This is a genomic window from Pseudomonas sp. FP597 (assembly GCF_030687435.1).
Taxonomy (GTDB): Bacteria; Pseudomonadota; Gammaproteobacteria; order Pseudomonadales; family Pseudomonadaceae; genus Aquipseudomonas; species Aquipseudomonas lactucae.
Map to the genome: position 1 here is coordinate 4,174,182 of NZ_CP117432.1, position 23,680 is coordinate 4,197,861.

At 61.7% G+C, this 23,680-nt stretch carries 19 protein-coding genes; 16 read left to right on the forward strand and 3 right to left on the reverse strand.

Annotated features, from left to right (window positions below; translation table 11 throughout):
* The first annotated feature begins 125 nt into the window (after positions 1–125).
* From PSH66_RS18930 to PSH66_RS18945, 4 genes are all read left to right on the forward strand, one after another.
* A complete protein-coding gene (locus PSH66_RS18930; protein ID WP_305427436.1) occupies positions 126–3,347 on the forward strand; it encodes an efflux RND transporter permease subunit in 3,222 nt (1,073 codons plus the stop codon).
* Positions 3,337–4,506, forward strand: a complete 1,170-nt coding sequence (locus PSH66_RS18935; RefSeq protein WP_305427437.1) for an efflux RND transporter periplasmic adaptor subunit — start codon at positions 3,337–3,339, stop codon at positions 4,504–4,506. The genes PSH66_RS18930 and PSH66_RS18935 overlap by 11 nt, the downstream gene beginning before the upstream one ends.
* Complete coding sequence (locus PSH66_RS18940) at positions 4,490–5,908, forward strand: efflux transporter outer membrane subunit (protein ID WP_305427438.1); 1,419 nt, start codon at positions 4,490–4,492, stop codon at positions 5,906–5,908. Before PSH66_RS18935 ends, PSH66_RS18940 begins: the two co-directional genes overlap by 17 nt.
* 272 nt (positions 5,909–6,180) lie before the next feature.
* The gene (locus PSH66_RS18945) at positions 6,181–6,639 is read left to right on the forward strand and encodes a transposase (protein ID WP_078825277.1); all 459 of its coding nucleotides are present in this window, start codon (positions 6,181–6,183) and stop codon (positions 6,637–6,639) included.
* Between the two features lie 117 nt (positions 6,640–6,756).
* Here the strand turns inward: PSH66_RS18945 and PSH66_RS18950 are convergent, their stop codons facing one another.
* Together PSH66_RS18950 and PSH66_RS18955 are read right to left on the reverse strand one after the other, a co-directional pair.
* Entirely contained in the window at positions 6,757–8,040 is a 1,284-nt protein-coding gene (locus tag PSH66_RS18950) for a Zn-dependent hydrolase (protein ID WP_003174832.1), read from the reverse strand.
* A 177-nt stretch (positions 8,041–8,217) separates the two neighbouring features.
* Positions 8,218–9,705 carry an NCS1 family nucleobase:cation symporter-1 gene (locus PSH66_RS18955; protein ID WP_305427439.1) on the reverse strand — a complete coding sequence of 496 codons (1,488 nt, stop codon included), beginning with the start codon at positions 9,703–9,705 and terminating at the stop codon, positions 8,218–8,220.
* 593 nt (positions 9,706–10,298) lie between these two features.
* Between PSH66_RS18955 and hydA the strand changes: the two genes are divergently transcribed.
* From hydA to preA, 3 genes are all read left to right on the forward strand, one after another.
* A complete protein-coding gene (gene hydA / locus PSH66_RS18960) occupies positions 10,299–11,738 on the forward strand; it encodes a dihydropyrimidinase (RefSeq protein ID WP_078733790.1) in 1,440 nt (479 codons plus the stop codon).
* A gap of 160 nt (positions 11,739–11,898) precedes the next feature.
* The gene (locus PSH66_RS18965; RefSeq protein WP_305427440.1) at positions 11,899–13,266 is read left to right on the forward strand and encodes an NAD(P)-dependent oxidoreductase; all 1,368 of its coding nucleotides are present in this window, start codon (positions 11,899–11,901) and stop codon (positions 13,264–13,266) included.
* Complete coding sequence (gene preA / locus PSH66_RS18970; RefSeq protein ID WP_003174836.1) at positions 13,266–14,540, forward strand: NAD-dependent dihydropyrimidine dehydrogenase subunit PreA; 1,275 nt, start codon at positions 13,266–13,268, stop codon at positions 14,538–14,540. The genes PSH66_RS18965 and preA overlap by 1 nt, the downstream gene beginning before the upstream one ends.
* Positions 14,541–14,600: 60 nt before the next feature.
* Here preA and PSH66_RS18975 read toward each other — a convergent pair whose 3' ends face one another.
* A complete protein-coding gene (locus PSH66_RS18975; protein WP_003174837.1) occupies positions 14,601–15,221 on the reverse strand; it encodes a TetR/AcrR family transcriptional regulator in 621 nt (206 codons plus the stop codon).
* Between the two features lie 116 nt (positions 15,222–15,337).
* On the opposite strand from PSH66_RS18975, the gene copC reads away from it, so the two are divergent.
* From copC to PSH66_RS19020, 9 genes are all read left to right on the forward strand, one after another.
* Entirely contained in the window at positions 15,338–15,703 is a 366-nt protein-coding gene (gene copC, locus PSH66_RS18980; protein ID WP_003174838.1) for a copper homeostasis periplasmic binding protein CopC, read from the forward strand.
* Between the two features lie 3 nt (positions 15,704–15,706).
* Positions 15,707–16,564 carry a copper homeostasis membrane protein CopD gene (copD, locus tag PSH66_RS18985; protein ID WP_305427441.1) on the forward strand — a complete coding sequence of 286 codons (858 nt, stop codon included), beginning with the start codon at positions 15,707–15,709 and terminating at the stop codon, positions 16,562–16,564.
* A 181-nt stretch (positions 16,565–16,745) separates the two neighbouring features.
* Positions 16,746–18,008, forward strand: a complete 1,263-nt coding sequence (locus tag PSH66_RS18990; RefSeq protein ID WP_003174840.1) for an OprD family porin — start codon at positions 16,746–16,748, stop codon at positions 18,006–18,008.
* A 136-nt stretch (positions 18,009–18,144) separates the two neighbouring features.
* The gene (locus PSH66_RS18995; RefSeq protein ID WP_003174841.1) at positions 18,145–18,963 is read left to right on the forward strand and encodes an NAD(P)-dependent oxidoreductase; all 819 of its coding nucleotides are present in this window, start codon (positions 18,145–18,147) and stop codon (positions 18,961–18,963) included.
* Positions 18,964–18,993: 30 nt separating this feature from the next.
* Positions 18,994–19,869 (forward strand): SMP-30/gluconolactonase/LRE family protein, encoded by an 876-nt coding sequence (locus PSH66_RS19000; protein WP_003174843.1) that lies wholly within the window; start codon positions 18,994–18,996, stop codon positions 19,867–19,869.
* A gap of 51 nt (positions 19,870–19,920) precedes the next feature.
* The gene (locus PSH66_RS19005; protein ID WP_305427442.1) at positions 19,921–20,892 is read left to right on the forward strand and encodes a TRAP transporter substrate-binding protein; all 972 of its coding nucleotides are present in this window, start codon (positions 19,921–19,923) and stop codon (positions 20,890–20,892) included.
* A 62-nt stretch (positions 20,893–20,954) separates the two neighbouring features.
* Positions 20,955–21,482: a TRAP transporter small permease gene (locus tag PSH66_RS19010; RefSeq protein WP_003174846.1), complete on the forward strand. Its 528-nt coding sequence runs from the start codon at positions 20,955–20,957 to the stop codon at positions 21,480–21,482.
* A 1-nt stretch (position 21,483) separates the two neighbouring features.
* Entirely contained in the window at positions 21,484–22,764 is a 1,281-nt protein-coding gene (locus tag PSH66_RS19015) for a TRAP transporter large permease (RefSeq protein WP_003174847.1), read from the forward strand.
* Positions 22,764–23,630: an aldose 1-epimerase gene (locus PSH66_RS19020; RefSeq protein ID WP_003174848.1), complete on the forward strand. Its 867-nt coding sequence runs from the start codon at positions 22,764–22,766 to the stop codon at positions 23,628–23,630. The genes PSH66_RS19015 and PSH66_RS19020 overlap by 1 nt, the downstream gene beginning before the upstream one ends.
* Positions 23,631–23,680: the final 50 nt, after the last annotated feature.

The following is a 23,680-nucleotide window of genomic DNA, read 5'->3' on the forward strand; positions in this document are numbered from 1 at the left end:
TGAATACCTATGAAACGTTCTTCAGCCTTGACCTAAATGTTCCTTCACCTGGCTGAAAGGTGCGTGTTAGGTGGGTCGGGCAAGACTGCCGGGGTTTGCAATCCTGCTTTTTCCGGAGATCACGCATGCTCGGGCTGGTAAAGACCGCACTGCAAAAGCCTTACACGTTTATCGTGCTGGCTATATTCATCTGCATCGTCGGGCCGATGGCGGCCCTGCGTACCCCCACTGACGTTTTCCCCGATATCGGCATCCCCGTGGTCGCCGTGGTGTGGCAGTACAACGGCCTGTCCCCGGATGCCATGGCCGGTCGGGTGATCTACACCTACGAACGCTCCCTGAGCACCACCGTCAACGACATCGAACACATCGAATCGCAATCGCTGCCCGGCATGGGCATCGTCAAGATCTTCTTCCAGCCCGGCGTGGACATCCGCACCGCCAACGCCCAAGTGACCGCCGTGTCACAAACCGTGCTCAAACAGATGCCGCCGGGCATCACGCCGCCGCTGATCCTCAACTACAGCGCGTCCACGGTACCGATCCTGCAAATGGCGTTTTCCAGCCCCAGCCTGTCGGAAGCCAAAATCCGCGACCTGGTGCAAAACAACATCCGCCTGCCCCTCAGCGCCCTGCCCGGCCTGGCCATGCCCACCCCCATGGGCGGCAAACAGCGCCAGATCACCCTCGACCTCGACCCCCAGGCGCTGGCCGCCAAAGGCTTGTCGGCACAAGACGTGGGTAATGCCCTGGCGTTGCAGAACCAGATCATCCCGGTGGGCACCGCCAAACTCGGCCCCAACGAATACACGATCCTGCTCAACAACAGCCCCAAGGCCATCGATGAGCTCAACGACCTGCCGATAAAAACCGTCGACGGCGCCCTGATCACGATCGGCCAAGTGGCCCATGTGCGTGACGGCTCACCGCCACAAACCAACATTGTGCGCGTCGATGGCCACCGCGCCGTGCTGATGCCGGCGTTGAAAAACGGCAGCATTTCCACCCTGTCGATCATCGACGGCATTCGCCAGATGCTGCCGCGCATCGACGAAACTCTGCCGCCATCGCTGAAGACCTCGCTGCTGGGCGATGCCTCGGTGTTCGTCAAGCAATCGGTGGGCAGCGTGGCCCAGGAAGGCATCATCGCCGCGCTGCTGACCAGTGCGATGATCCTGCTGTTCCTCGGCAGTTGGCGCTCCACCCTGATCATCGCCGCGTCGATTCCGCTGGCGGTGCTGTCGGCCATTGCACTGCTGGCGGCCACCGGGCAAACCCTCAACGTGATGACGCTCGGTGGGCTGGCGTTGGCCGTGGGGATCCTGGTGGATGACGCCACGGTGACGATCGAAAACATCAACTGGCACCTGGAACAAGGCAAGGCGGTGAAGACCGCAATCCTCGACGGCGCCGCGCAGATCGTCGGCCCGGCGTTCGTCTCGCTGCTGTGTATCTGCATCGTGTTCGTGCCGATGTTCCTCCTGCAAGGCATCGCCGGTTACCTGTTCCGGCCGATGGCGCTGGCGGTGATCTTTGCCATGGCCAGCTCGTTCGTCCTCTCGCGTACCTTGGTGCCGACGCTGGCGATGTTCCTGCTCAAGCCGCATATACCCGAGCAAGGCGCAGGTCATCACCCGGAAGATGCATTCATCAACCACCATGAGGGTGAGCAGCACAACAAACTGCGTAACCCCGCGCTGCAAGCGGTGCTGAATTTTCAGCAGGGCTTCGAGCGCCATTTCTCGAATATCCGCGATACCTATCACGGCCTGCTCACCCTGGCGCTGGGCCAGCGCCGCCGCTTTATCATCGGTTTCCTGGCCTGCGTCCTCGCCTCGTTCGTGTTGCTGCCGAGCCTGGGCCAGGACTTTTTCCCGGCCACTGACGCGGGCGCACTGGCCCTCCACGTTCGCCTGCCGCTGGGCACACGCATCGAAGAAAGCGCCGCCGCTTTCGACCGCATCGAAGCGCGGATTCGCGAGGTCATCCCCGCCGACGAGCTGGACACCATCGTCGACAACATCGGCATCCCGCTCAGCGGCATCGACATGGCCTACAGCAGCAGCGGGACTATCGGCCCGCAGGATGGCGACATCCAGGTCACGCTGAAAAAGGCTCATGCTCCGACAGCCGACTATGTGAAAAAACTGCGTGAAGCCCTGCCGCAAAGTTTCCCCGGCAGCCACTTCGCGTTCCTGCCCGCCGACATCAGCAGCCAGATCCTCAATTTCGGCGCACCGGCCCCGCTGGACGTGAAGATCTCCGGGCGCAACGACGCCGAAAACCGTGCGTACGCCGTCGAACTTGAACGCCGTCTGCAACACGTACCGGGCATCGCCGACCTGCGTATCCAGCAGTCCACCGGCTACCCGTCCCTGCAAGTGAATGTCGACCGCCTGCGCGCCGAAGGCCTGGGCATCACCGAGCGTGACGTGACCAACAGCATGGTGGCCTCGCTGGCCGGCAGCTCCCAGGTCGCACCGACGTTCTGGCTCAACCCGGCCAACGGCGTGTCCTATTCGATCGTCGCCGCCACCCCGCAATACCGCCTCGACAGCCTGCCGTCACTGGAAGCCTTGCCGGTCACCGGCGCCGATGGCCAATCGCAGATTCTCGGCGGTGTGGCCAGCATCTCCCGTGTACAAAGCCCGGCGGTGGTTACCCACTACAACATCGAACCGACCCTGGACCTGTACGCCAACGTGCAAGGCCGCGACCTCGGCGGCGTGGCCCGCGACGTGCAAAAGGTGCTGGATGACACCGCGCACCTGCGCCCCAAAGGCGCGACGATCAGCCTGCACGGGCAGATCGATGCACTGCATGAAGCGTTCAGCGGCCTGAGCCTGGGCCTGCTCGGCGCGGTGGTGCTGATCTACCTGCTGATCGTGGTCAACTTCCAGTCGTGGGTCGACCCGTTCGTGATCATCACGGCATTGCCGGCCGCGCTGGCGGGGATCGTATGGATGCTGTTCCTCAGCGGTACCTCGTTGTCGGTGCCCGCCCTGACCGGCGCGATCCTGTGCATGGGCGTGGCCACCGCCAACTCGATCCTGGTGGTGAGCTTTTGCCGCGAACGCCTGGCCGAACATGGCGATGCGCTCAAGGCCGCGCTGGAAGCCGGCTACACGCGCTTTCGCCCGGTGTGCATGACCGCCCTGGCGATGATCATCGGCATGTTGCCGCTGGCCTTGTCCGAGGAACAAAACGCGCCGTTGGGTCGTGCGGTGATCGGTGGCCTCATCTTCGCCACCGTCGCCACCTTATTGTTTGTTCCCGTGGTCTTCAGCCTGGTCCACGGTCGTCACCCTACTCGCGCAGTTGTTGGAGAAACCCCACATGTCGTCTGATCACACCCCCTCGCGCAAGCGCCTGATGCTCCTGGGTATCGGTGGCCTGACCCTCGCCGCCCTGCTGGTCGCCAACGGCCTGCACGCCCGCACCTTGCACGAACAATCCGTCACTGCCTGGACCGAAACCGCAGCCGTGCCCCAGGTAATGGTATTCCAACCCAAACAGAACGCCGCCGGCGATACCCTGCGCTTGCCCGCGCACCTTGAGGCCTGGAGCAAGGCGCCGATTCATGCACGAGTCAGCGGCTACCTCAAGGATTGGAAAGTCGACATCGGCAGCCCGGTCAACGCCGGGCAAATCCTCGCCGAAATCGACAGCCCGGACCTGGACCAACAGCTTGCACAAACACATGCAAGGCTGGTGCAGGAACAGGCCAATGCGCGCCTGGCGCAAACCACCGCCACGCGTTGGCAGAACCTGGTGGCCAGCCATTCGGTATCGCGCCAGGAAGCCGATGAAAAAACTTCCAACGCCGCAGCCGCTAAAGCCAACGCCGAAGCCGCCGCGGCCGACTTCGCGCGGCTCTCGGCACTGGAAAGCTACAAGACGATTCGTGCGCCGTTCGCCGGCACCATCACCGCGCGCAACACCGATATCGGTCAGTTGATCAAGGCCGATACCGACAGCGATCCGGAGCTGTTCAACATTGCCGACACCCACCAGTTGCGCCTGTACGTGCCGGTGCCGCAGAACTACGCGGCGGTGATCCACCCCGGCCTGGAAGCCGAGCTGACCGTGCCCGAACACCCCGGCGAGCATTTCAAGGCGCGCCTGATCGGCGACTCCACCGCCATCGACCGCCGCTCCGGCACCCTGCTCGCGCAGTTCGTGGTCGACAACCCCAGCGGTGAGTTGCTGCCCGGTGATTACGCCGAAGCCACCCTGCCGATCCCCGCCGACACCCACGGCGTGAGCATTCCGGCCAGCGCCTTGATCTTCCGCGCCCAGGGCACCCAGGTTGCGGTGTTGGATGCGCAGAATCATGTGCACCTGCAAACCATCCACATCGGCCTGGACCTGGGCGAACGCCTGGTGATCGACCAAGGTTTGAAACCCGCCGACCGTATTGTCGACAACCCGCCCGACGCCCTGCGCGAAGGCGATCCGGTGCAACTGGCCGACGCCTCGGGAGGTGCGCATGCGCCCAAGGCTTAAACCTCTCGCGGCGCTAGTGCTGCTGGCGCTGCAAGGCTGCTCGATGGCGCCGGCCTATACAGCGCCGTCGGTTGAACTGCCCGCGAGCTATCGCGAACAGACCAGCGATGGGCCATGGCACAGCGCGCAACCGTCCGACTCACTGGCGCCCGCATGGTGGACGCTCTACAACGATTCACGTCTCGACAGACTGCAACAGCAATTGCTCAAGGCCAACCCGGACTTGGCGGCGGCACTCGCGCACTTCGACGCCTCACAGGCCTACGCCAGCCAGCTGCATGCAGGGTTGTTCGCGCAAATCACCGCCAGCGCGCAGCCACTGCGCCAGCGCCAATCGGACTCGCGGCCGTTGCGCGGCACCACCCAGCCGTCGGTGTACAACAGCAACACCGCCGGTTTTTCATTGAGTTACGACCTGGACCTGTGGGGCAAAATCCGCAACCAGGTGGCGGCCGGCGATGCCCAGGCGCAAGCGAGCGCTGATGACCTGGCGGTGGCGCGCTTGAGCCTGCAACATCAATTGGCGAGTTTGTATGTGCAGCTCAATGGGTTGGACGCGCAGAGCCGAATCCTGAGCCGTTCGCTGGAGGATTTCAGCCAGGCGTTGCAACTGATCCGTAGTCGGTACGAGGGCCAGATCGCGTCGGAACTGGACCTGACCCGTGCACAAAATCAACTGGCCGAAGCCAAGGCGCAGCTGGATGAAGTGCAGGGGCAACGTAACCTCACCGAACACGCCATCGGCGAATTGGTGGGCGTGGCGGCCGGTGATTTTTCATTGCCGCCAAGCCAGGGGTTGATGGCGTTGCCGGGCATTCCTTCACAACTGCCAAGCCAGCTGCTGCAACGTCGCCCGGATATCGCAGCGGCGGAGCGACGCGTGTTTGCCGCCAACGCCACGATCGGCGTGGCCAAGGCCGCATGGTTCCCGGATTTCAGCTTGACCGGCTTGATCGGCGGGCAGACGCAGGGCGTGGGCAATTTGCTGTCCGCCGGCAATCGGTACTGGGCGCTGGGGCCGCTGATGAATCTGCCGATCTTCGACGGCGGGCGCCTGAGCGCCAATGAACGCCAGGCCAGGGCCGAGTTTGAAGAAGCGTCGGCGCAATACCGCAGCCAGGTGTTGAAGGCCGTGCGCGAGGTGGAAGACAACCTGGCGCAACTGCGCGATTTGCAGCAGGAAGCACAGGACGAGCAAGCAGCGGCGGATGCGGCGCAGCACACCCAGGCATTGGCGATGAACAGCTATCAAGCGGGCGCAGTAAGCTACCTGGATGTGGTGACGGCGCAGACGGCGGCATTACAGGCGCAGAGGACACTGCAGGCGGTGCAGACGCGGCAGTTGCAGGCGAGTGTGGGGTTGATCACCGCACTCGGCGGCGGCTGGCAGCCGGGTGCCTGACGCGGTTTTCAGGGGCCGCTCAGTTCTGAGGGGGGCTTTCGGTTGCAGTGCTTCAGTTGAGGCATGGGTGACTGACCTACCGCTATCGGGAGCAAGCCCCCTCCCACACTGGTTTTGTGCAAGACACACAATGTATGAACACCACAGGCCCCTGTGGGAGGGGGCTTGCTCCCGATATAGGTAATCCAGACACATCCAGCCAAAAACCTGCCGATCAAGTTCAATTCACGCGTTCTAGCCTCTCTGAACTCACTTACACAAGAGGCCAGGGAATGGCAGATCTACCCGCTTCACACCGCCTGCGCATCGGCCGCTTCAGTGAACCGAACCGCATCTACCTCATCACCACCAACACCCACGAACGGATGCCGATATTCGATAATTTCCATCTCGGTCGCCTAGTGGTCTGGCAGTTTCGATTGGCCCAGTACCAAGGACTGGCGAACTCTCTGGCATGGGTAATCATGCCGGATCATTTTCATTGGATTATCGAACTGCAAAAAGGCTCGCTGGCTAGCCTGATGTGCCAGGTGAAGTCCAAAAGCACGCGAGCCGTTAATGGTGCAAGCGGTCGTAAAGGGCGGCTTTGGCAGGAGAGTTTTCACGACCGGGCGCTGCGCAAGGAGGATGATCTGGTGAAAATGGCCCGGTATGTAGTAGCCAATCCATTGCGCGCCGGGCTGGTGAAGCGAATCGGCGACTATCCGCTATGGGATGCAATTTGGTTGTAGCGCCGCAGTTCAACTGTGGGAGGGGGCTTGCTCCCGATAGCGGTGGTTCAGGTAAATTTGTCTCAACTGATCCACCGCTATCGGGAGCAAGCCCCCTCCCACATTTTTCACCGCATTTCAGGCCGCGAGTTTGCCGCTGGCGATGGCTGCCGATGCAGCAACCATCGCACGCAACAACACCGCGCACCCCGCCGCCAGGTCATCCGGGTTGGCATTCTCGATTTCGTTATGGCTGATGCCGCCTTCACACGGCACGAAAATCATCCCCGCCGGGCCCAGCTCGGCGACGAAGATCGCGTCGTGCCCCGCCCCGCTGACGATGTCCATGTTCGACAAGCCCAAGCCATTCGCTGCATTCCGCACGGCGTCCACGCAGCCTTTGTCGAAGTAAAGCGGCGGAAAATCGGCGGTGGGTTCCATCTCGAAGCTCAACCCATGCTTGGCACAGGTGTCGTCGATCACCTTGCGCACCTGGGCGATCATCGAATCCAACCGCGCCGGTTCCAGGTGACGGAAATCCAGGGTCATGCGCACCTCACCGGGAATCACATTGCGTGAACCGGGGTACGCCTGCAGGCAACCGACCGTGCCGCACGCATGGGGCTGATGCCCCAACGCCGCCGCATTCACTGCCGCAACCACCGCCGCCGCGCCTACCAGGGCGTCCTTGCGCAAGTGCATCGGCGTCGGCCCGGCATGGGCTTCGACGCCGCGCAGTTTCAGGTCGAACCATTTTTGCCCGAGCGCGCCGAGCACCACGCCGATGGTTTTTTTCTCATCCTCAAGAATCGGCCCTTGTTCGATATGCGCTTCGAAATACGCACCGACTTTATGCCCACTGACAGGCCGCGTCCCCGCATAGCCAATCGCATTCAGTGCCTCACCCACGCTGACACCGTCCACATCCCTCTTGGCCAAGGTGTCCGCCAATGTGAATTTCTCGGCAAATACCCCTGATCCCATCATGCACGGCGGAAAACGCGACCCCTCTTCGTTGGTCCACACCACCACTTCCAATGGCGCCTCGGTTTCGATCTTAAGATCATTCAGGGTGCGCAGCACTTCCACGCCGGCCAGTACACCAAAACACCCGTCGAACTTGCCGCCGGTGGGCTGGGTGTCGATATGGCTGCCGGTCATCACCGGCGGCAGGTCGGGATTGCGTCCCGGGCGGCGCGCGAAAATATTGCCGATGCCATCCACCGTCACGGTGCATCCAGCCGCCTCGCACCACTGCACAAACAGGTCGCGGGCCTTGCGGTCCAGGTCGGTGAGCGCCAGGCGGCACACACCGCCCTTGGGCGTGGCACCGAGTGTGGCCAGGTCCATCAGCGACTGCCACAAGCGGTCGCGGTTGACGTGCGGGTGGCTCGATTGCAGAACGTCGAGGGCAGCGTTCATGGGGGATCTCCTCAGGCTACATGTTCTTATGGATTGACTCATTCCACTTTTGAAATGGGATCAAAATGTGGGAGGGGGCTTGCTCCCGATTGCGGTGGGTCAGTCGCCCATGCATTGGCTGAATGACTGCTATCGGGAGCAAGCCCCCTCCCACATTTGGATTTGCATTCCACTTCGTTACAACGACGATTTGGCGGCGACCGGACTGACTCCACGCTTGGCATTCAACCCGTAATACAACACCCCACCCAACGCCGAACCGGTAAACCAGCCATAGCTGTAGAACCAACTGAACACATCGCTGCCCAGCGACAGCAAGGTCAGCACCACCGGCACGCCAAAGGCGATAAAGCCCGTCCAGTTCCACGCCGGGTACACGTCGTCGCGGTAAAGACCGGCCAGGTCCAGTTGCTGTTTGCGGGTGATGAAGTAGTCCACCACCATGATCCCGGCAATCGGTCCCAGCAGGCTCGAATAGCCCAGCAACCAATTGGAATACACCGTCTCCAGGCTCACATCGGAGACGATCAGCCCGAGTTTTTTCAGAAGTTCATGCCCCATCAACACCAGCCCCACCAACCCGGTGAGGATCACCGCCGTGGTGCGGTTGATCAGCTTGGGCGCGATGTTCTGGAAGTCGTTGGTGGGCGAGACGATGTTCGCTGCCGTGTTGGTGGACAACGTGGCCACAATGATCAGCGCCATGGCCACGGCCACCCATACCGGGCTCTGGATATGCCCGATCAGGGTCACCGGGTCGGACACGCTCACGCCCACCAGTTTCACCGACGCGGCGGTCATTACCACGCCGAGGGCGGCGAACAGGAACATGGTCAGCGGCAAGCCGAAAATCTGCCCGAGGATCTGCTCCTTCTGGCTTTTGGCGTAACGGCTGAAGTCGGGAATGTTCAGCGACAGGGTGGCCCAGAACCCCACCATCGCGGTAAGGCCGGCCATGAAGTAACCGGTGAGGCTCGCGCCTTCGGGACGCTTGGGCGGGATCGCCATCAGTTCGCTGAGCGACACACTGGGCATCGCCCACACCAACAGGCCAATGCCCACCGCCACCAGCAACGGCGCCGACAGGGTTTCCAAGCGCTTGATCGATTCGGCGCCACGCAGCACCACCCACAAATTGAGCGTCCAGAAAATCATGAAGCCGATCACTTCCCCGGTACCGCCAAGGGCCTTCCATCCCTCGAAAATCGACCCAAGGAACAGGTGAATCGCCAGCCCGCCAAACATCGTCTGGATGCCAAACCAGCCACACGCCACCAGCGCCCGAATCAAACACGGTACGTTGGAGCCGAGAATGCCGAACGATGAACGCAACAACACCGGAAATGGAATGCCGTACTTGGTGCCCGGGAAGGCGTTGAGTGTCAGCGGGATCAGCACGACGATATTGGCCAGTAAGATCGCCATCAGCGCCTCGCCCACCGACAACCCGAAATACGCAGTGAGCACCCCGCCCAGCGTGTACGTCGGCACGCAGATCGACATGCCAACCCACAGCGCGGTGATGTGCCACTTGTTCCAGGTGCGTTCGTGCACCTTGGTCGGTGCCATGTCGTGGTTGTAGCGAGGGCTGTCGAGGACGTCGGGGCCGGCGTCGAGTTCGTACAGGCCGTTGCGTTCAATGACTTGCGATCTGTTCTGTTGCATGGCCGCTCCACGGTTTTTTCGAATTATTTTTTGCTCACCTGCGGGGTTAACGCAGCTGGCCGGAGTACCTCGTAAACAACATGACGTCACGGGACCGGCCAGTCGGCATCGCACTCAATAACCGTGCCGAAAACCACCAGCGCACCCGCACCGCTTATATAACGTGCTGATATCCATCAGCTTTCCGATCACACCTTGGGAACTTGCAACGTCACTCAGGCTGGATGATGTGGAAGTTGCCCGAACTGTCAGGACTCAATCTGGTGCAACACAATTATTTTTATTTCCTACTGCCGTCAAGCGGCATATCTCAAGCACCTGATTTGCAATAAGAAATGTTGCTCATATTGGGAACCTGTCAAGTGCGTCAAAATGGTGAACGCACGCCGCATTTTGGTGATTTTTATTTTTTATGCTTATAAATCAATAAGCTAATACATGAATAAGCTTATAAAAAATCTTCTTGCCCAATCTAAAAACTCGGGCTAGTTTCTATTCCTGTCACCGATGACAGGAATTAATCCACTCATCGGCAAGCCACATCAAAACACTTAGAACTGGCATAAGCCGGTCAAGCCTGTGAGGAACTCGACATGTCGCTGTTGATCCGTGGCGCCACCGTTATTACCCATGATGAAAGTTACCGCGCCGATGTTTTATGCGCGGGCGGTCTGATTCGCGCCGTCGGCACGGACCTGGATATTCCCGCCGGCACCGAAGTACTCGATGGCAGCGGCCAATACCTGATGCCCGGCGGTATCGACCCCCATACCCACATGCAACTGCCCTTCATGGGCACCGTGGCCAGCGAAGACTTTTTCAGTGGCACGGCGGCGGGTTTGGCGGGGGGCACCACCTCGATCATCGACTTCGTGATTCCCAACCCGCAGCAATCGCTGATGGAGGCCTTTCACCAATGGCGTGGCTGGGCCGAAAAGTCCGCGGCCGACTACGGCTTTCACGTGGCGATCACCTGGTGGAGCGAGCAAGTGCGCGAGGAAATGGCCGAGCTGGTCAGCCATCACGGCGTCAACAGTTTCAAGCATTTCATGGCCTACAAGAACGCGATCATGGCGGCGGACGACACCCTGGTCGCCAGCTTCGAACGCTGCCTGGAACTGGGCGCGGTGCCCACCGTGCATGCGGAAAACGGCGAGCTGGTGTACCACCTGCAACGCAAGCTGATGGCCCAGGGCATCACCGGGCCGGAAGCGCATCCGCTGTCGCGCCCGTCCCAGGTAGAAGGCGAAGCAGCCAGCCGCGCGATCCGTATCGCCGAGACCCTCGGCACACCGTTGTACCTGGTGCATGTGTCCACCAAAGAGGCGCTGGATGAGATCACCTACGCCCGCGCCAAGGGCCAGCCGGTGTACGGCGAAGTGCTCGCCGGCCACTTGCTGCTGGACGACAGCGTCTACCAGCACCCCGACTGGCAAACCGCCGCCGGCTACGTGATGAGCCCGCCGTTCCGCCCGCGCGGGCACCAGGAGGCGCTGTGGCATGGCCTGCAAGCGGGCAACCTGCACACCACCGCCACCGACCACTGCTGCTTCTGCGCCGAGCAAAAAGCCGCCGGGCGTGACGATTTCAGCAAGATCCCCAACGGCACCGCCGGTATCGAAGACCGCATGGCGCTGCTGTGGCACGAAGGGGTCAACAGCGGGCGTCTGTCGATGCAGGAATTCGTCGCACTCACCTCCACCAATACCGCGAAAATCTTCAACCTCTACCCACGCAAAGGCGCCATCCGCGTGGGGGCCGATGCCGACCTGGTGCTGTGGGACCCCGAAGGTACGCGGACCATCTCCGCCAAGACCCACCACCAGCAAGTCGATTTCAACATCTTCGAAGGCAAGACCGTGCGCGGCGTACCCAGCCATACCATCAGCCAGGGCAAACTCGTGTGGGCCGACGGCGACCTGCGCGCCGAGCGCGGGGCCGGGCGCTATGTGGAGCGGCCGGCGTACCCGCCGGTGTTCGAGCAGTTGAGCAAGCGGGCGGAGCATTCCAGACCGATTGCTGTGAAACGCTGAGACCGTCATCGGGGGCAAGCCCCCTCCCACACTGATCTCATTCCAATTGGAAAAACGCGGTCAAATGTGGGAGGGGGCTTGCCCCCGATGAGGCCAGCACAGGCAACAAAAAAACAATGCCCATCAGAGGCAGCACCTCAATAACCGTGAGGCCACCACCGTGATCCAGACCCTGACGCACCTCCCCCACCCCCGTGAAGATGGCGCAACCCTCGCCGGCCATTTCACCGACCTGGCGCCCCCACTCAACGCCCGCCAGGCCCAACTGGAAGCCTCGCGCTGCCTGTATTGCTACGACGCACCGTGCGTGAATGCGTGCCCCAGCGAGATCGACATCCCTTCGTTCATCCGCAACATCCACACCGAAAACGTGCAGGGCGCGGCGCAGAAAATCCTCTCGGCCAATATCCTCGGCGGCAGTTGCGCACGGGTGTGCCCCACCGAGATCCTTTGCCAACAGGCGTGCGTGCGCAACAACGCCGAAGAGTGCGCTCCGGTGCTGATTGGCCTGCTGCAACGTTACGCCATCGACAACGCGCATTTTGGCGAACACCCCTTCCAACGCGCCGCGCCGACCGGCAAGCGCATCGCCGTGGTCGGTGCCGGCCCCGCCGGTCTGGCTTGCGCTCATCGCGCCGCCTTGCACGGCCACGACGTGGTGATTTTCGAAGCACGGGAAAAGGCCGGCGGCCTGAATGAATACGGGATCGCCAAGTACAAGCTGGTGGACGACTTCGCCCAGAAGGAGCTGGAGTTCCTGCTGCAAATCGGCGGCATCGACATTCGCCACGGCCAGCGCCTGGGTGACAACCTCACCCTGAGCGAACTGCACCAGCAATTCGATGCGGTGTTCCTTGGCCTGGGTCTCGCCGCCAGCAAGCAACTCGGCCTGCCCCATGAAGACGCTCCCGGCCTGCTGGCCGCCACCGACTACATCCGCGAACTGCGCCAGGCCGATGACCTGACCCAACTGCCCCTGGCCGACCGCTGCATCGTGCTCGGCGCCGGCAATACCGCCATCGATATGGCCGTGCAGATGGCCCGCCTGGGTGCCCGCGACGTGAATCTGGTCTACCGTCGCGGCCTGGCGGACATGGGTGCCACGCACCACGAACAGGACATCGCCAAGGCCAACCAGGTACGCCTGCTGACCTGGGCCCAGCCTGAAGAAGTGTTGCTCGACGACAACGGCCATGTGCGCGGCATGCGCTTTGCTCGCACACGCCTGGAAAACGGTCGCCTGAGCGCCACCGGGGAAACCTTCGAACTGGCCGCCGATGCGATCTTCAAGGCCATCGGGCAAGGCTTCGATAACGCGGCGTTGCACGACCCGCTGGCCCAACAGCTGCACCGCGTGGGCGAGCGGATTTTCGTCGACGAGCAGCTGCGCACCAGCATTCCCGGGGTCTACGCCGGCGGCGATTGCGTGAGCCTCGGCCAGGACCTCACCGTACAGGCGGTGCAACACGGCAAGCTGGCCGCCGAAGCCATGCACGCTCAACTCATGCTTAATGTGGAGGCTGCGTAATGGCCGATCTCTCGATTGTGTTCGCCGGTATCAAAGCCCCCAACCCCTTCTGGCTGGCCTCCGCGCCGCCCACCGACAAGGCCTACAACGTGGTCCGTGCCTTTGAGGCCGGCTGGGGCGGCGTGGTGTGGAAAACCCTGGGTGAAGACCCGGCGGCGGTCAACGTGTCGTCGCGCTACTCGGCGCACTACGGCGCCAACCGCGAAGTGCTGGGCATCAACAACATCGAACTGATCACCGACCGCTCCCTGGAGATCAATCTGCGGGAAATCACCCAGGTCAAAAAGGACTGGCCGGATCGTGCGCTGATCGTGTCGTTGATGGTGCCGTGCGTTGAAGAATCGTGGAAAAACATTCTGCCGCTGGTGCAAGCCACCGGCTGCGACGGCATCGAGCTGAACTTCGGCTGCCCCCACGGCATGCCCGAGCGCGGCATGGGCGCGGCGGTGGGCCAGGTGCCGGAGTATGTGGAACAGGTGACGCGCTGGTGCAAGACCTATTGCTCACTGCCGGTGATCGTCAAGCTCACGCCGAATATCACCGACATCCGCGTGGCCGCCCGTGCCGCGTATAGAGGCGGTGCGGATGCGGTGTCGCTGATCAACACCATCAACTCCATCACCAGTGTCGACCTGGAACGCATGGTTGCCCTGCCCACCGTCGGTACGCAAAGCACCCACGGCGGTTATTGCGGCTCGGCGGTCAAGCCGATCGCGTTAAACATGGTCGCGGAAATCGCCCGCGACCCGCAGACCCAAGGCCTGCCGATCTGCGGCATTGGTGGCATCGGCAACTGGCGCGACGCGGCCGAATTCGTCGCCCTGGGTTGCGGCGCGGTGCAGGTGTGCACAGCGGCGATGCTGCATGGCTTTCGCATCGTAGAAGAGATGAAGGATGGGCTGTCGCGATGGATGGACAGTCAGGGCTACACCCGCCTGCAGGATTTTTCCGGGCGAGCGGTGGGCAACACCACGGATTGGAAGTACCTGGACATCAACTACCAGGTGATAGCCAAGATCGATCAAGAGGCCTGCATCGGCTGTGGCCGTTGCCATATTGCCTGTGAGGACACCTCGCACCAGGCCATCGCCAGCTTGAAACAGGCGGACGGCACGCATGCCTACGAGGTGATCGATGATGAATGCGTGGGCTGCAACCTGTGCCAGATCACCTGCCCGGTCGCGGACTGTATCGAGATGGTGCCGGTGGACACGGGTAAGCCGTTTTTGAACTGGACACAGGATCCGAGGAATCCTTACCGGGAGGCTGTGTAGTCCTTCAGACCGCTATCGGGAGACTTGCTCCCGATAGGGCCATCAGCCTCGCCACAGGGCTCAGGGCTCCAACCCAATCCCCCGCAAAATCACACTGGTCACCGTCTGTATCGCCCTCTCGAATTGCATATCCGACAACGGCTGGTGATCATTCAAGATCTTCACCTGGTGATCAAAGTCGGCATAGTGCTGGGTCGAGGCCCAGATCATGTACAGCAGGCTCGACGGCTCCACCGGCGAGATGCGTTTGTCTTCCACCCACTGGCGAATTTTCGCTTCTTTCATCTTGGCCCAGTCGTACAGGCTCTCATCCAATGCCTCACCCAGTGTTGGCGCGCCGTGGATGATCTCGTTGGCCCAGACTTTGGAACCATACGGCCGCGTGCGCGAACGCTGCATCTTGGCGCGAATGTAGCTGCTGAGCACCACACGGGGATCATCGAAGGTTTCAAAGCTCAAGGCATCCTGCTTCCACACATCGAGCAGGTCGAACAGCACCGCACTGTACAGCTCGCTCTTGGTGGTGAAGTAGTAATGCAGGTTGGAGCGCGGCAGCTGCGCTTCCTTGGCGATGTCGGCCATGGCGGTGCTGCCATAGCCTTTCTCGGCGAAGACTTTCTCCGCCGCCAGCAGGATTTTCTCGACGTTGACCCGACGAATTCCGATCTTGTGATTGCCCATAAGGGCTCCCTGACAACAACTTGGCTCAGAGACTACCATCCGCTCTAGATCGGGGCGACAGGCGCAGTCGAAACTTCGTACACTGCCCGCTCCTGCCCATTGATTGGTATTGAACGATGTTGATCAAGAACTCCCTCGCCACCCTCGCCCTGCTTGCTTCCTTGCTGGGTGCCTCGGCGGCCTTTGCCCACGCCCATCTGAAAAGCTCGCAACCCGCCGCCGACAGCAGCGTCACGGCGCCGAAGGAGCTGCGCCTGACCTTCAGCGAAGGCGTCGAGGCCACCTTCACCAAGGTGTCCCTGAGCAAGGACGGCACCGAAATTGCCATCAAGGGCCTGGAAACGCCGAACGCAGACAAGAAAGTCCTGGTGGTCACACCTGCCGCTCCGCTGGCAGCCGGCAACTACAAAGTCGTGTGGAACGCAGTGTCGGTCGACACCCATAAAAGCAGCGGTGAATACAGTTTCAAGGTCGGCCAATAACCTATGGCAACGCTGCTGGTGCTGTGCCGCTTCGTGCATTTCATCGTGGTGTTGCTGATGTTCGGTGCCTGTGCGTTCAGGCCCTGGCTGTTGGGCGCTGCGCCGCAGCCGCCACTGGACCGCACACTGCTGCGCACGACCCGGGCGCTGGCCTGGGTGGCACTGATTTCCGGCGTGGCATGGCTGCTGTTGATCACCGCGAGCATGGCCGGCAGTTGGCACGCAGCGCTGCAACCGGCCACGGTGCAATTGGTGCTGGGCAAGACCTTTTTTGGCCAGGTGTGGATCTGGCACTTGCTGCTGAACCTGCTGCTGGTGATCGCGCTGGTCAAACCCTGGCCGGCCGTGCGCCTGCCGTTGCTTGCGCTGTTGCTGGCGACCCTGGCCCCGGTCGGCCATGGCGCGATGCTCGACGGGCTGAGTGGGCAACTGCTGATCCTCAACCAGGTGGTGCACCTGGCGTGTGTGGGTGCATGGCTGGGTGGGTTGTTGTTGCTGGTGTTGATCCTCAGGCAAATGCCCGGATCTGCGCTGGCGCCGATCCTGCGGCGCTTCAGCGGTGTGGGCTATGGCCTGGTTGCCGGCATGCTGGTCACCGGGCTGATCAACGTACGCGTGCTCACCGGACAACTGTGGCCCACGCCGCTGTTCAGCGGGTTTGCGCTGATTCTGTTGATCAAGGTGATGCTGGTGCTGGGCATGGTGGCGCTGGCCTTGCTGAACCGGTTGCGCCTGGAGCAGTGCGAGCAGCGCCTCGCCGCCCTGAAGACCAGTGTGATGCTGGAATGGGGGCTGGGTGTTTGTGCGGTAGCCGCCGTTTCAGTGCTTGGCACCTTGCCTCCGATGGTCTTGGCTGGCTGAATCCCACCGATCTCAAGTTTGAATGCAACTCCATTGAGCCTGCTCACTTTAGGTCATCTCACATTTAGTCATCGTATAACTTCCGCTTGACACTCCACGGAAACCCCGTAAATATCCGCTCAATGTTGTACGACGACGTATAACAAATAATAAAAACAACAAAACAGAAGGGAGCACCGCTGTGAGTCAATTCGTCCGCAATTCCTCCTCACGCCTGGGCCTTATCGGCCTCGGCAGCCTGGCCTTCACCCTGCCTCTCGGCGCGCATGCCGATGGTTTTGTCGACGACGCCAAGGCCACGCTCAACCTGCGCAACGCCTACTTCAATCGCAATTTCACCAACCCGGCCAACGCCCAGGGCAAGGCTGAAGAGTGGACGCAAAGTTTCATTCTCGACGCCAAGTCCGGCTTCACCCAAGGCACCGTGGGCTTCGGGCTGGATGTGCTGGGCCTGTATTCGCAGAAGCTCGATGGCGGCAAAGGCACCGGTGGCACCCAGTTGCTGCCGATCCACGACGACGGCCGTCCCGCCGATAACTTCGGGCGCCTGGGCGTGGCGTTGAAGACCAAGCTGTCGAAGACCGAACTGAAAGTCGGCGAATGGATGCCGGTGCTGCCGATCCTGCGCTCCGACGATGGCCGTTCCCTGCCCCAGACCTTCCGCGGCGGCCAGGTGACGTCCAACGAGATTGCCGGCCTGACCCTCTACGGCGGTCAGTTCCGTGGCAACAGCCCGCGCAACGACGCGAGCATGGAAGACATGTTCATGAACGGCAAAGCCGCGTTCACCTCCGACCGGTTCAACTTCGGCGGCGGCGAATACAGCTTCAACGACAAACGCACCCAGGTCGGCCTGTGGTACGCCGAACTCAGCGATATCTACCAGCAACGCTACGTCAACCTGACCCACAGCCAACCCGTGGGCGACTGGACCCTGGGCGCCAACCTCGGCTTCTTCAGCGGCAAGGAAGACGGCAGCGCCCTGGCCGGCGACCTCGACAACAAGACCACCTTCGCCCTGCTTTCGGCCAAATACGGCGGCAACACCTTCTATGTGGGCCTGCAAAAACTCACCGGCGACAGCGTGTGGATGCGCGTCAACGGCACCAGCGGCGGCACCCTGGCCAACGACAGCTACAACTCCAGTTATGACAACGCCAAGGAAAAATCCTGGCAGGTACGCCACGACTTCAACTTCGTGGTACTCGGCGTACCGGGGCTGACCCTGATGAACCGCTATATCAGCGGCAGCAACGTGCACACCGGGGCGATCACCGATGGCAAGGAGTGGGGGCGCGAATCGGAACTGGCCTACACCGTGCAGAGCGGCGCGTTGAAGAACCTCAACGTGAAGTGGCGCAACTCGACCCTGCGTCGGGATTTCAGCACCAACGAGTTCGATGAGAATCGGATTTTTGTCAGCTATCCAATCTCCTTGCTTTAAAGGTTGATGATCGTTCCCACACAGAGCGTGGGAACGATCATCTCACTCGTCGGGAAGAACGTTGACAACCTGGGGCTCCCTAACAATACTTCGACACAGTCATACGACAACCTACAACAAAAAAATTGGAATTCCCATGACCACCACTACCCCAGTTCCCTTCAACCGCCTGCTCCTCACCGGCGCCGCCGGTGGCCTTGGCAAAGTGCTGCGCGAACGCCTGCGCCCCTACGCTCAGGTATTGCGCTTGTCGGATATCGCCGATATGGCCCCGGCCGCCGATGCCTCGGAAGAAGTACAGCCTTGCGATCTGGCCGACAAACAAGCCGTGCACCATCTGGTGGAAGGCGTCGACGCCATCCTGCATTTCGGTGGTGTATCGGTAGAGCGTCCGTTTGAAGAAATCCTCGGCGCCAATATCAGCGGCACCTTCCATATCTACGAAGCGGCGCGTCGCCATGGCGTGAAGCGGGTGATCTTCGCCAGTTCCAACCATGTGATCGGCTTCCACAAACAGACCGAAACCATCGACGCCCACTCCCCGCGCCGCCCGGACAGCTACTACGGCCTGTCCAAGTCCTATGGCGAAGACATGGCCAGTTTCTACTTCGACCGCTACGGCATCGAGACCGTGAGCATCCGCATCGGCTCCTCGTTCCCGCAGCCGCAGAACCGCCGGATGATGCACACCTGGCTGAGCTTCGATGACCTCACCCAACTGCTCGAACGTGCGCTGTACACGCCGAATGTGGGCCACACCGTGGTCTACGGTGTGTCGGACAACCTCGCCACCTGGTGGGACAACCGCTACGCCGCGCACCTGGGCTTTGTGCCCAAGGACAGTTCCGAAGTGTTCCGCGCCCAGGTCGAAGCTCAACCGCCGGTGCCCGCCGATGACCCGGCAGCGGTGTATCAGGGCGGCGCGTTCTGCGCGGCCGGGCCGTTCGGTGACTGAGTTCATACCAACCCAAGGGAATGTGTTGCCATGACCGCTGAATTGATCGTCGACGCCCGCAATGCCGTGGGCGAATGCCCGGTGTGGGTGCCGGAGGAAAACGCGTTGTACTGGGTGGATATCCCCAACGGCGGCTTGCAACGCTGGAGCGCCGACACCGGCCACCTCGCCGCGTGGAAAGCCCCGCAGATGCTCGCCTGCATCGCCCGCACCGATGCGGGCAATTGGGTCGCCGGGATGGAAACCGGCTTTTTCCAGCTCACCCCGCACCACGACGGCAGCCTCGACACCGCGCCCCTGGCCAGTGTCGAGCACCCGCGCGAAGACATGCGCCTGAACGATGGCCGCTGTGATCGCCAGGGTCGCTTCTGGGCCGGCAGCATGGTGTTGAACATGGGCGAAAATGCGGCCGAGGGCATCCTCTACCGCTATGCGTCAGGCGCGGCGCCCCACGCCCAGCTGGATGGCTTTATCACCCTGAACGGTCTGGCCTTCAGCCCCGATGGCCGCACGATGTACGCCTCCGATTCGCACCCGCTGGTGCAACAGATCTGGGCCTTCGACTACGACATCGACACCGGCACGCCGTCCAACCGCCGCGTGTTCGTCGATATGCACCACCACCTCGGCCGCCCCGACGGCGCAGCAGTGGACGCCGACGGCTGCTACTGGATCTGCGCCAACGACGCTGGTTTGATTCACCGCTTCACCCCTGACGGTCGCCTGGACCGCTCCCTGAGCGTGCCGGTGAAAAAACCCACCATGTGCGCCTTCGGCGGCAGTCGCCTGGACACGCTGTTCGTCACCTCGATTCGTGACGACCAGAGCGCCCAGTCCATCGCCGGCGGCGTGTTCGCCCTCAACCCCGGCGTTACCGGATTGCCGGAGCCTAGGTTCACCCTCTAGCTGCATCGCTGTGCCTTGAATAAAAAAATAACAAGACAGGAGACACCCCCCATGGACTTCAAACGCACCTTGCTGGCCGCCGCACTTCCACTCTCGTTCGTCTTCGCCAGCGCCGCCCACGCGCTGGAAATCAAATTCGCCGACATCCACCCCGCCGGTTACCCCACGGTGGTCGCCGAAGAGAACATGGGCAAGGCTCTGACAAAAGAAACCAACGGCGAACTGACCTTCAAGTATTTCCCGGGCGGTGTGCTCGGCTCCGAGAAAGAGGTGGTCGAACAGGCCCAGGTCGGCGCCGTGCAGATGACCCGCGTCAGCCTCGGCATCGTCGGCCCGGTGGTGCCGGACGTGAACGTGTTCAACCTGCCGTTCGTATTCCGTGATCAGGCGCACATGCGCAAGATCATCGACGGTGAAATCGGTGACGAGATCCTCGCCAAGATCACCAACTCCGAGTTCGGCCTGGTGGCCCTGGCCTGGATGGACGGCGGCACGCGCAACCTCTACACCAAGAAACCGGTGCGTAAGATCGAAGACCTCAAGGGCATGAAGATCCGCGTACAAGGCAACCCGATCTTCATCGAAGCCTTCAACGCAATGGGCGCCAACGGCATCGCCATGGACACCGGCGAGATCTTCAGCGCCTTGCAGACAGGCGTCATCGACGGCGCGGAGAACAACCCGCCGACCATGCTTGAGCATAACCACTACCAGAACGCCAAGTACTACACCCTCACCGAACACCTGATCCTGCCCGAGCCCATCGTGATGTCGAAAATCACCTGGAACAAACTCACCCCCGCCCAGCAGGACATGGTGAAAAAAGCCGCCAAGGCCGCCCAGGCCGATGAGCGCACGCTGTGGGACGCCAAGTCCGCCAGCAGTGAGGAAAAACTCAAGAAGGCCGGCGTCGAGTTCATCACTGTCGATAAAAAACCCTTCTACGACGCCACCGCAGCGGTACGTGCCAAATACGGCGCGCCTTATGCCGACCTGATCAAGCGTATCGACGCGGTGCAGTAACGCCCTCCTCCTGACAAGGCCCGGCGCGGCAGGTACTGACGCGCCTGGTTACGGTGAACGCCATGAAGAATTTACTGCTGCGCATCAACGACCGCATCTACATGACCTGCATCTGGGTCGCCGGCCTTTCGGTTCTCGGCGTCGCACTGATCATCCCCTGGGGCATCTTCGCCCGCTACGTCCTCGGCACCGGCTCCAGCTGGCCGGAGCCCACCGCGATCCTGCTGATGCTGGTATTTACCTTTATCGGCGCCGCCGCCAGCTATCGCGCCGGCGCGCATATGTCGGTCGCGATGGTGGTTGACCGTCTGCCGGCCACCCAACGCCGCATCGTCGGCATCTTCTCGCAACTGCTGATGGGCACCATTTGCCTGTTCATGGCGATCTGGGGCACCAAGCTGTGCCTGTCCACCTGGAACCAGTTCATGAGCGCCATTCCCACCCTGCGCGTGGGCATCACCTATATGCCGATCCCGATCGGCGGCGTGCTGACGCTGATCTTCGTGGTGGAAAAACTCCTGCTCGGTGACCAGAGCAACCGGCGCGTGGTGCGCTTTGACCTGGTGGAAGAAAGCGAAGGGGCTGCCTGATATGGACGCATTGATTCTGTTGGGCAGCTTTATCGCCTTGATCCTGATCGGCATGCCGGTGGCCTACGCCCTGGGCTTGTCGGCGCTGATCGGCGCGTGGTGGATCGACATCCCCTTCCAGGCCCTGATGATCCAGGTGGCCGGCGGGGTGAACAAGTTCTCGCTGATGGCGATCCCGTTCTTTGTACTGGCCGGGGCGATCATGGCCGAAGGCGGCATGTCGCGGCGCCTGGTGGCGTTTGCCGGGGTGCTGGTGGGCTTTGTGCGCGGTGGCCTGTCCCTGGTGAATATTGTCGCCTCGACCTTTTTCGGCGCCATCTCCGGCTCGTCGGTGGCGGATACCGCCTCGGTCGGCTCGGTGCTGATCCCGGAGATGGAACGCCGCGGTTATCCCCGTGAGTTCGCCACGGCGGTGACGGTCAGCGGCTCGGTGCAGGCGCTGTTGACGCCGCCCAGCCACAACTCGGTGCTCTACTCCCTGGCGGCCGGCGGCACGGTGTCCATCGCCTCGCTGTTCATGGCCGGCGTAGTGCCGGGGCTGTTAATGAGCGCGTGCCTGATGGTGCTGTGCCTGATCTTCGCCAAGAAACGCGACTACCCCAAGGGCGAAGTCATCCCCCTCAAGCAGGCGTTGAAGATTGCCGCCGATGCGCTCTGGGGCCTGATGGCCATGGTGATCATCCTGGGCGGCATCCTCTCCGGGATCTTCACCGCCACTGAATCGGCCGCGATTGCCGTGTTGTGGGCGTTCTTCGTGACCATGTTCATCTACCGCGACTACAAATGGAGCGAACTGCCCAAGCTGATGCACCGCACGGTGCGCACCATTTCCATCGTGATGATCCTGATCGCCTTTGCCGCCAGCTTCGGCTACATCATGACCCTGATGCAGATCCCGGCGAAAATCACCACGCTGTTCCTGACCCTGTCGGACAACCGCTACGTGATCCTGATGTGCATCAACGTCATGCTGCTGTTGCTCGGCACAGTGATGGACATGGCGCCGCTGATCCTGATCCTCACACCGATCCTGTTGCCGGTGGTGCTCGGTATTGGCGTCGATCCGGTGCACTTCGGCATGATCATGCTGGTCAACCTCGGCATCGGCCTGATCACCCCGCCGGTGGGCGCGGTGCTGTTCGTCGGCGCGGCGGTGGGCAAGACCACTATCGAGAAAACCGTGAAGGCGCTGGTACCGTTTTATGCGGTGCTGTTCCTGATCCTGATGGCGGTGACCTACATCCCTGCCCTGTCGCTGTGGTTGCCGAGCGTGGTGTTGTAATGATTGAACTTGAAGATAACCTGACCCACCTCAGCCTTAAACCGGCCGTGGGTGGCAGCCTGGTCAATTGGACCGTGCGCGCCAGCGGGCAACCGTTGTTGCGGCCTAACGACCCGCACAGCGAGCTGCCCGGAAAGCTGGGCTGTTATCCCTTGGTGCCCTGGTCCAACCGTATTGCCGAAGAAGGGTTCGACAACCCCCACGGCTGGCTGGCCCTTGCGCCCAACAGCCCCAACGACCCGTTTCCGATTCACGGCTCGGCCTGGCAGCAAGCGTGGCAGGTGGTCAGTCAAACGACGGATGAAGTGGTGCTTGAGGTGCTGTGCGAGACACCGTTTACCTATCGCGCCGAGCAGCGGATTCGGTTGAGCGACGGGACATTGAGTATCGAATTGCGCGTCACCCACCTGGCGGAGAAAGCCGCGTGGCACGGGCTGGGGTTGCATCCCTACTTCCCGCGACGGCCGGACACACGATTGCAGGCGTCGGCGGCGCAGGTGTGGTTGAGTGATAGCACGAAGTTGCCGACAGGCTTGGCGCCAGTACCGCCCGAATGGGATTTTCAGGTATTGAGCGAGCTGCCCGAAGGCCTGGTGGACAACGGCTTCTGCCAGTGGGACGGCCATTGCCGGATCGAACAGCCGGAGTTGGGTTACGCCCTGGAATGCCAGGCCAGCGGCGCCGATTACTTCCTGCTGTACTGCCCGCCGGGGCTGGGGTTCTTTTGCATCGAGCCGGTGAGTCATCCGGTGAATGCCCATCACTTGCCGGGGCGGCCGGGCCTGAAACTGTTAGAACACAATCAATCGGTCCAACTCGATTTCAACCTGAAATACATTCCAAATGTGGGAGGGGCCCCCCGATAGCGCTGAATCAGTCATACATCAGCTGACTGACATACCGCTATCGGGAGCAA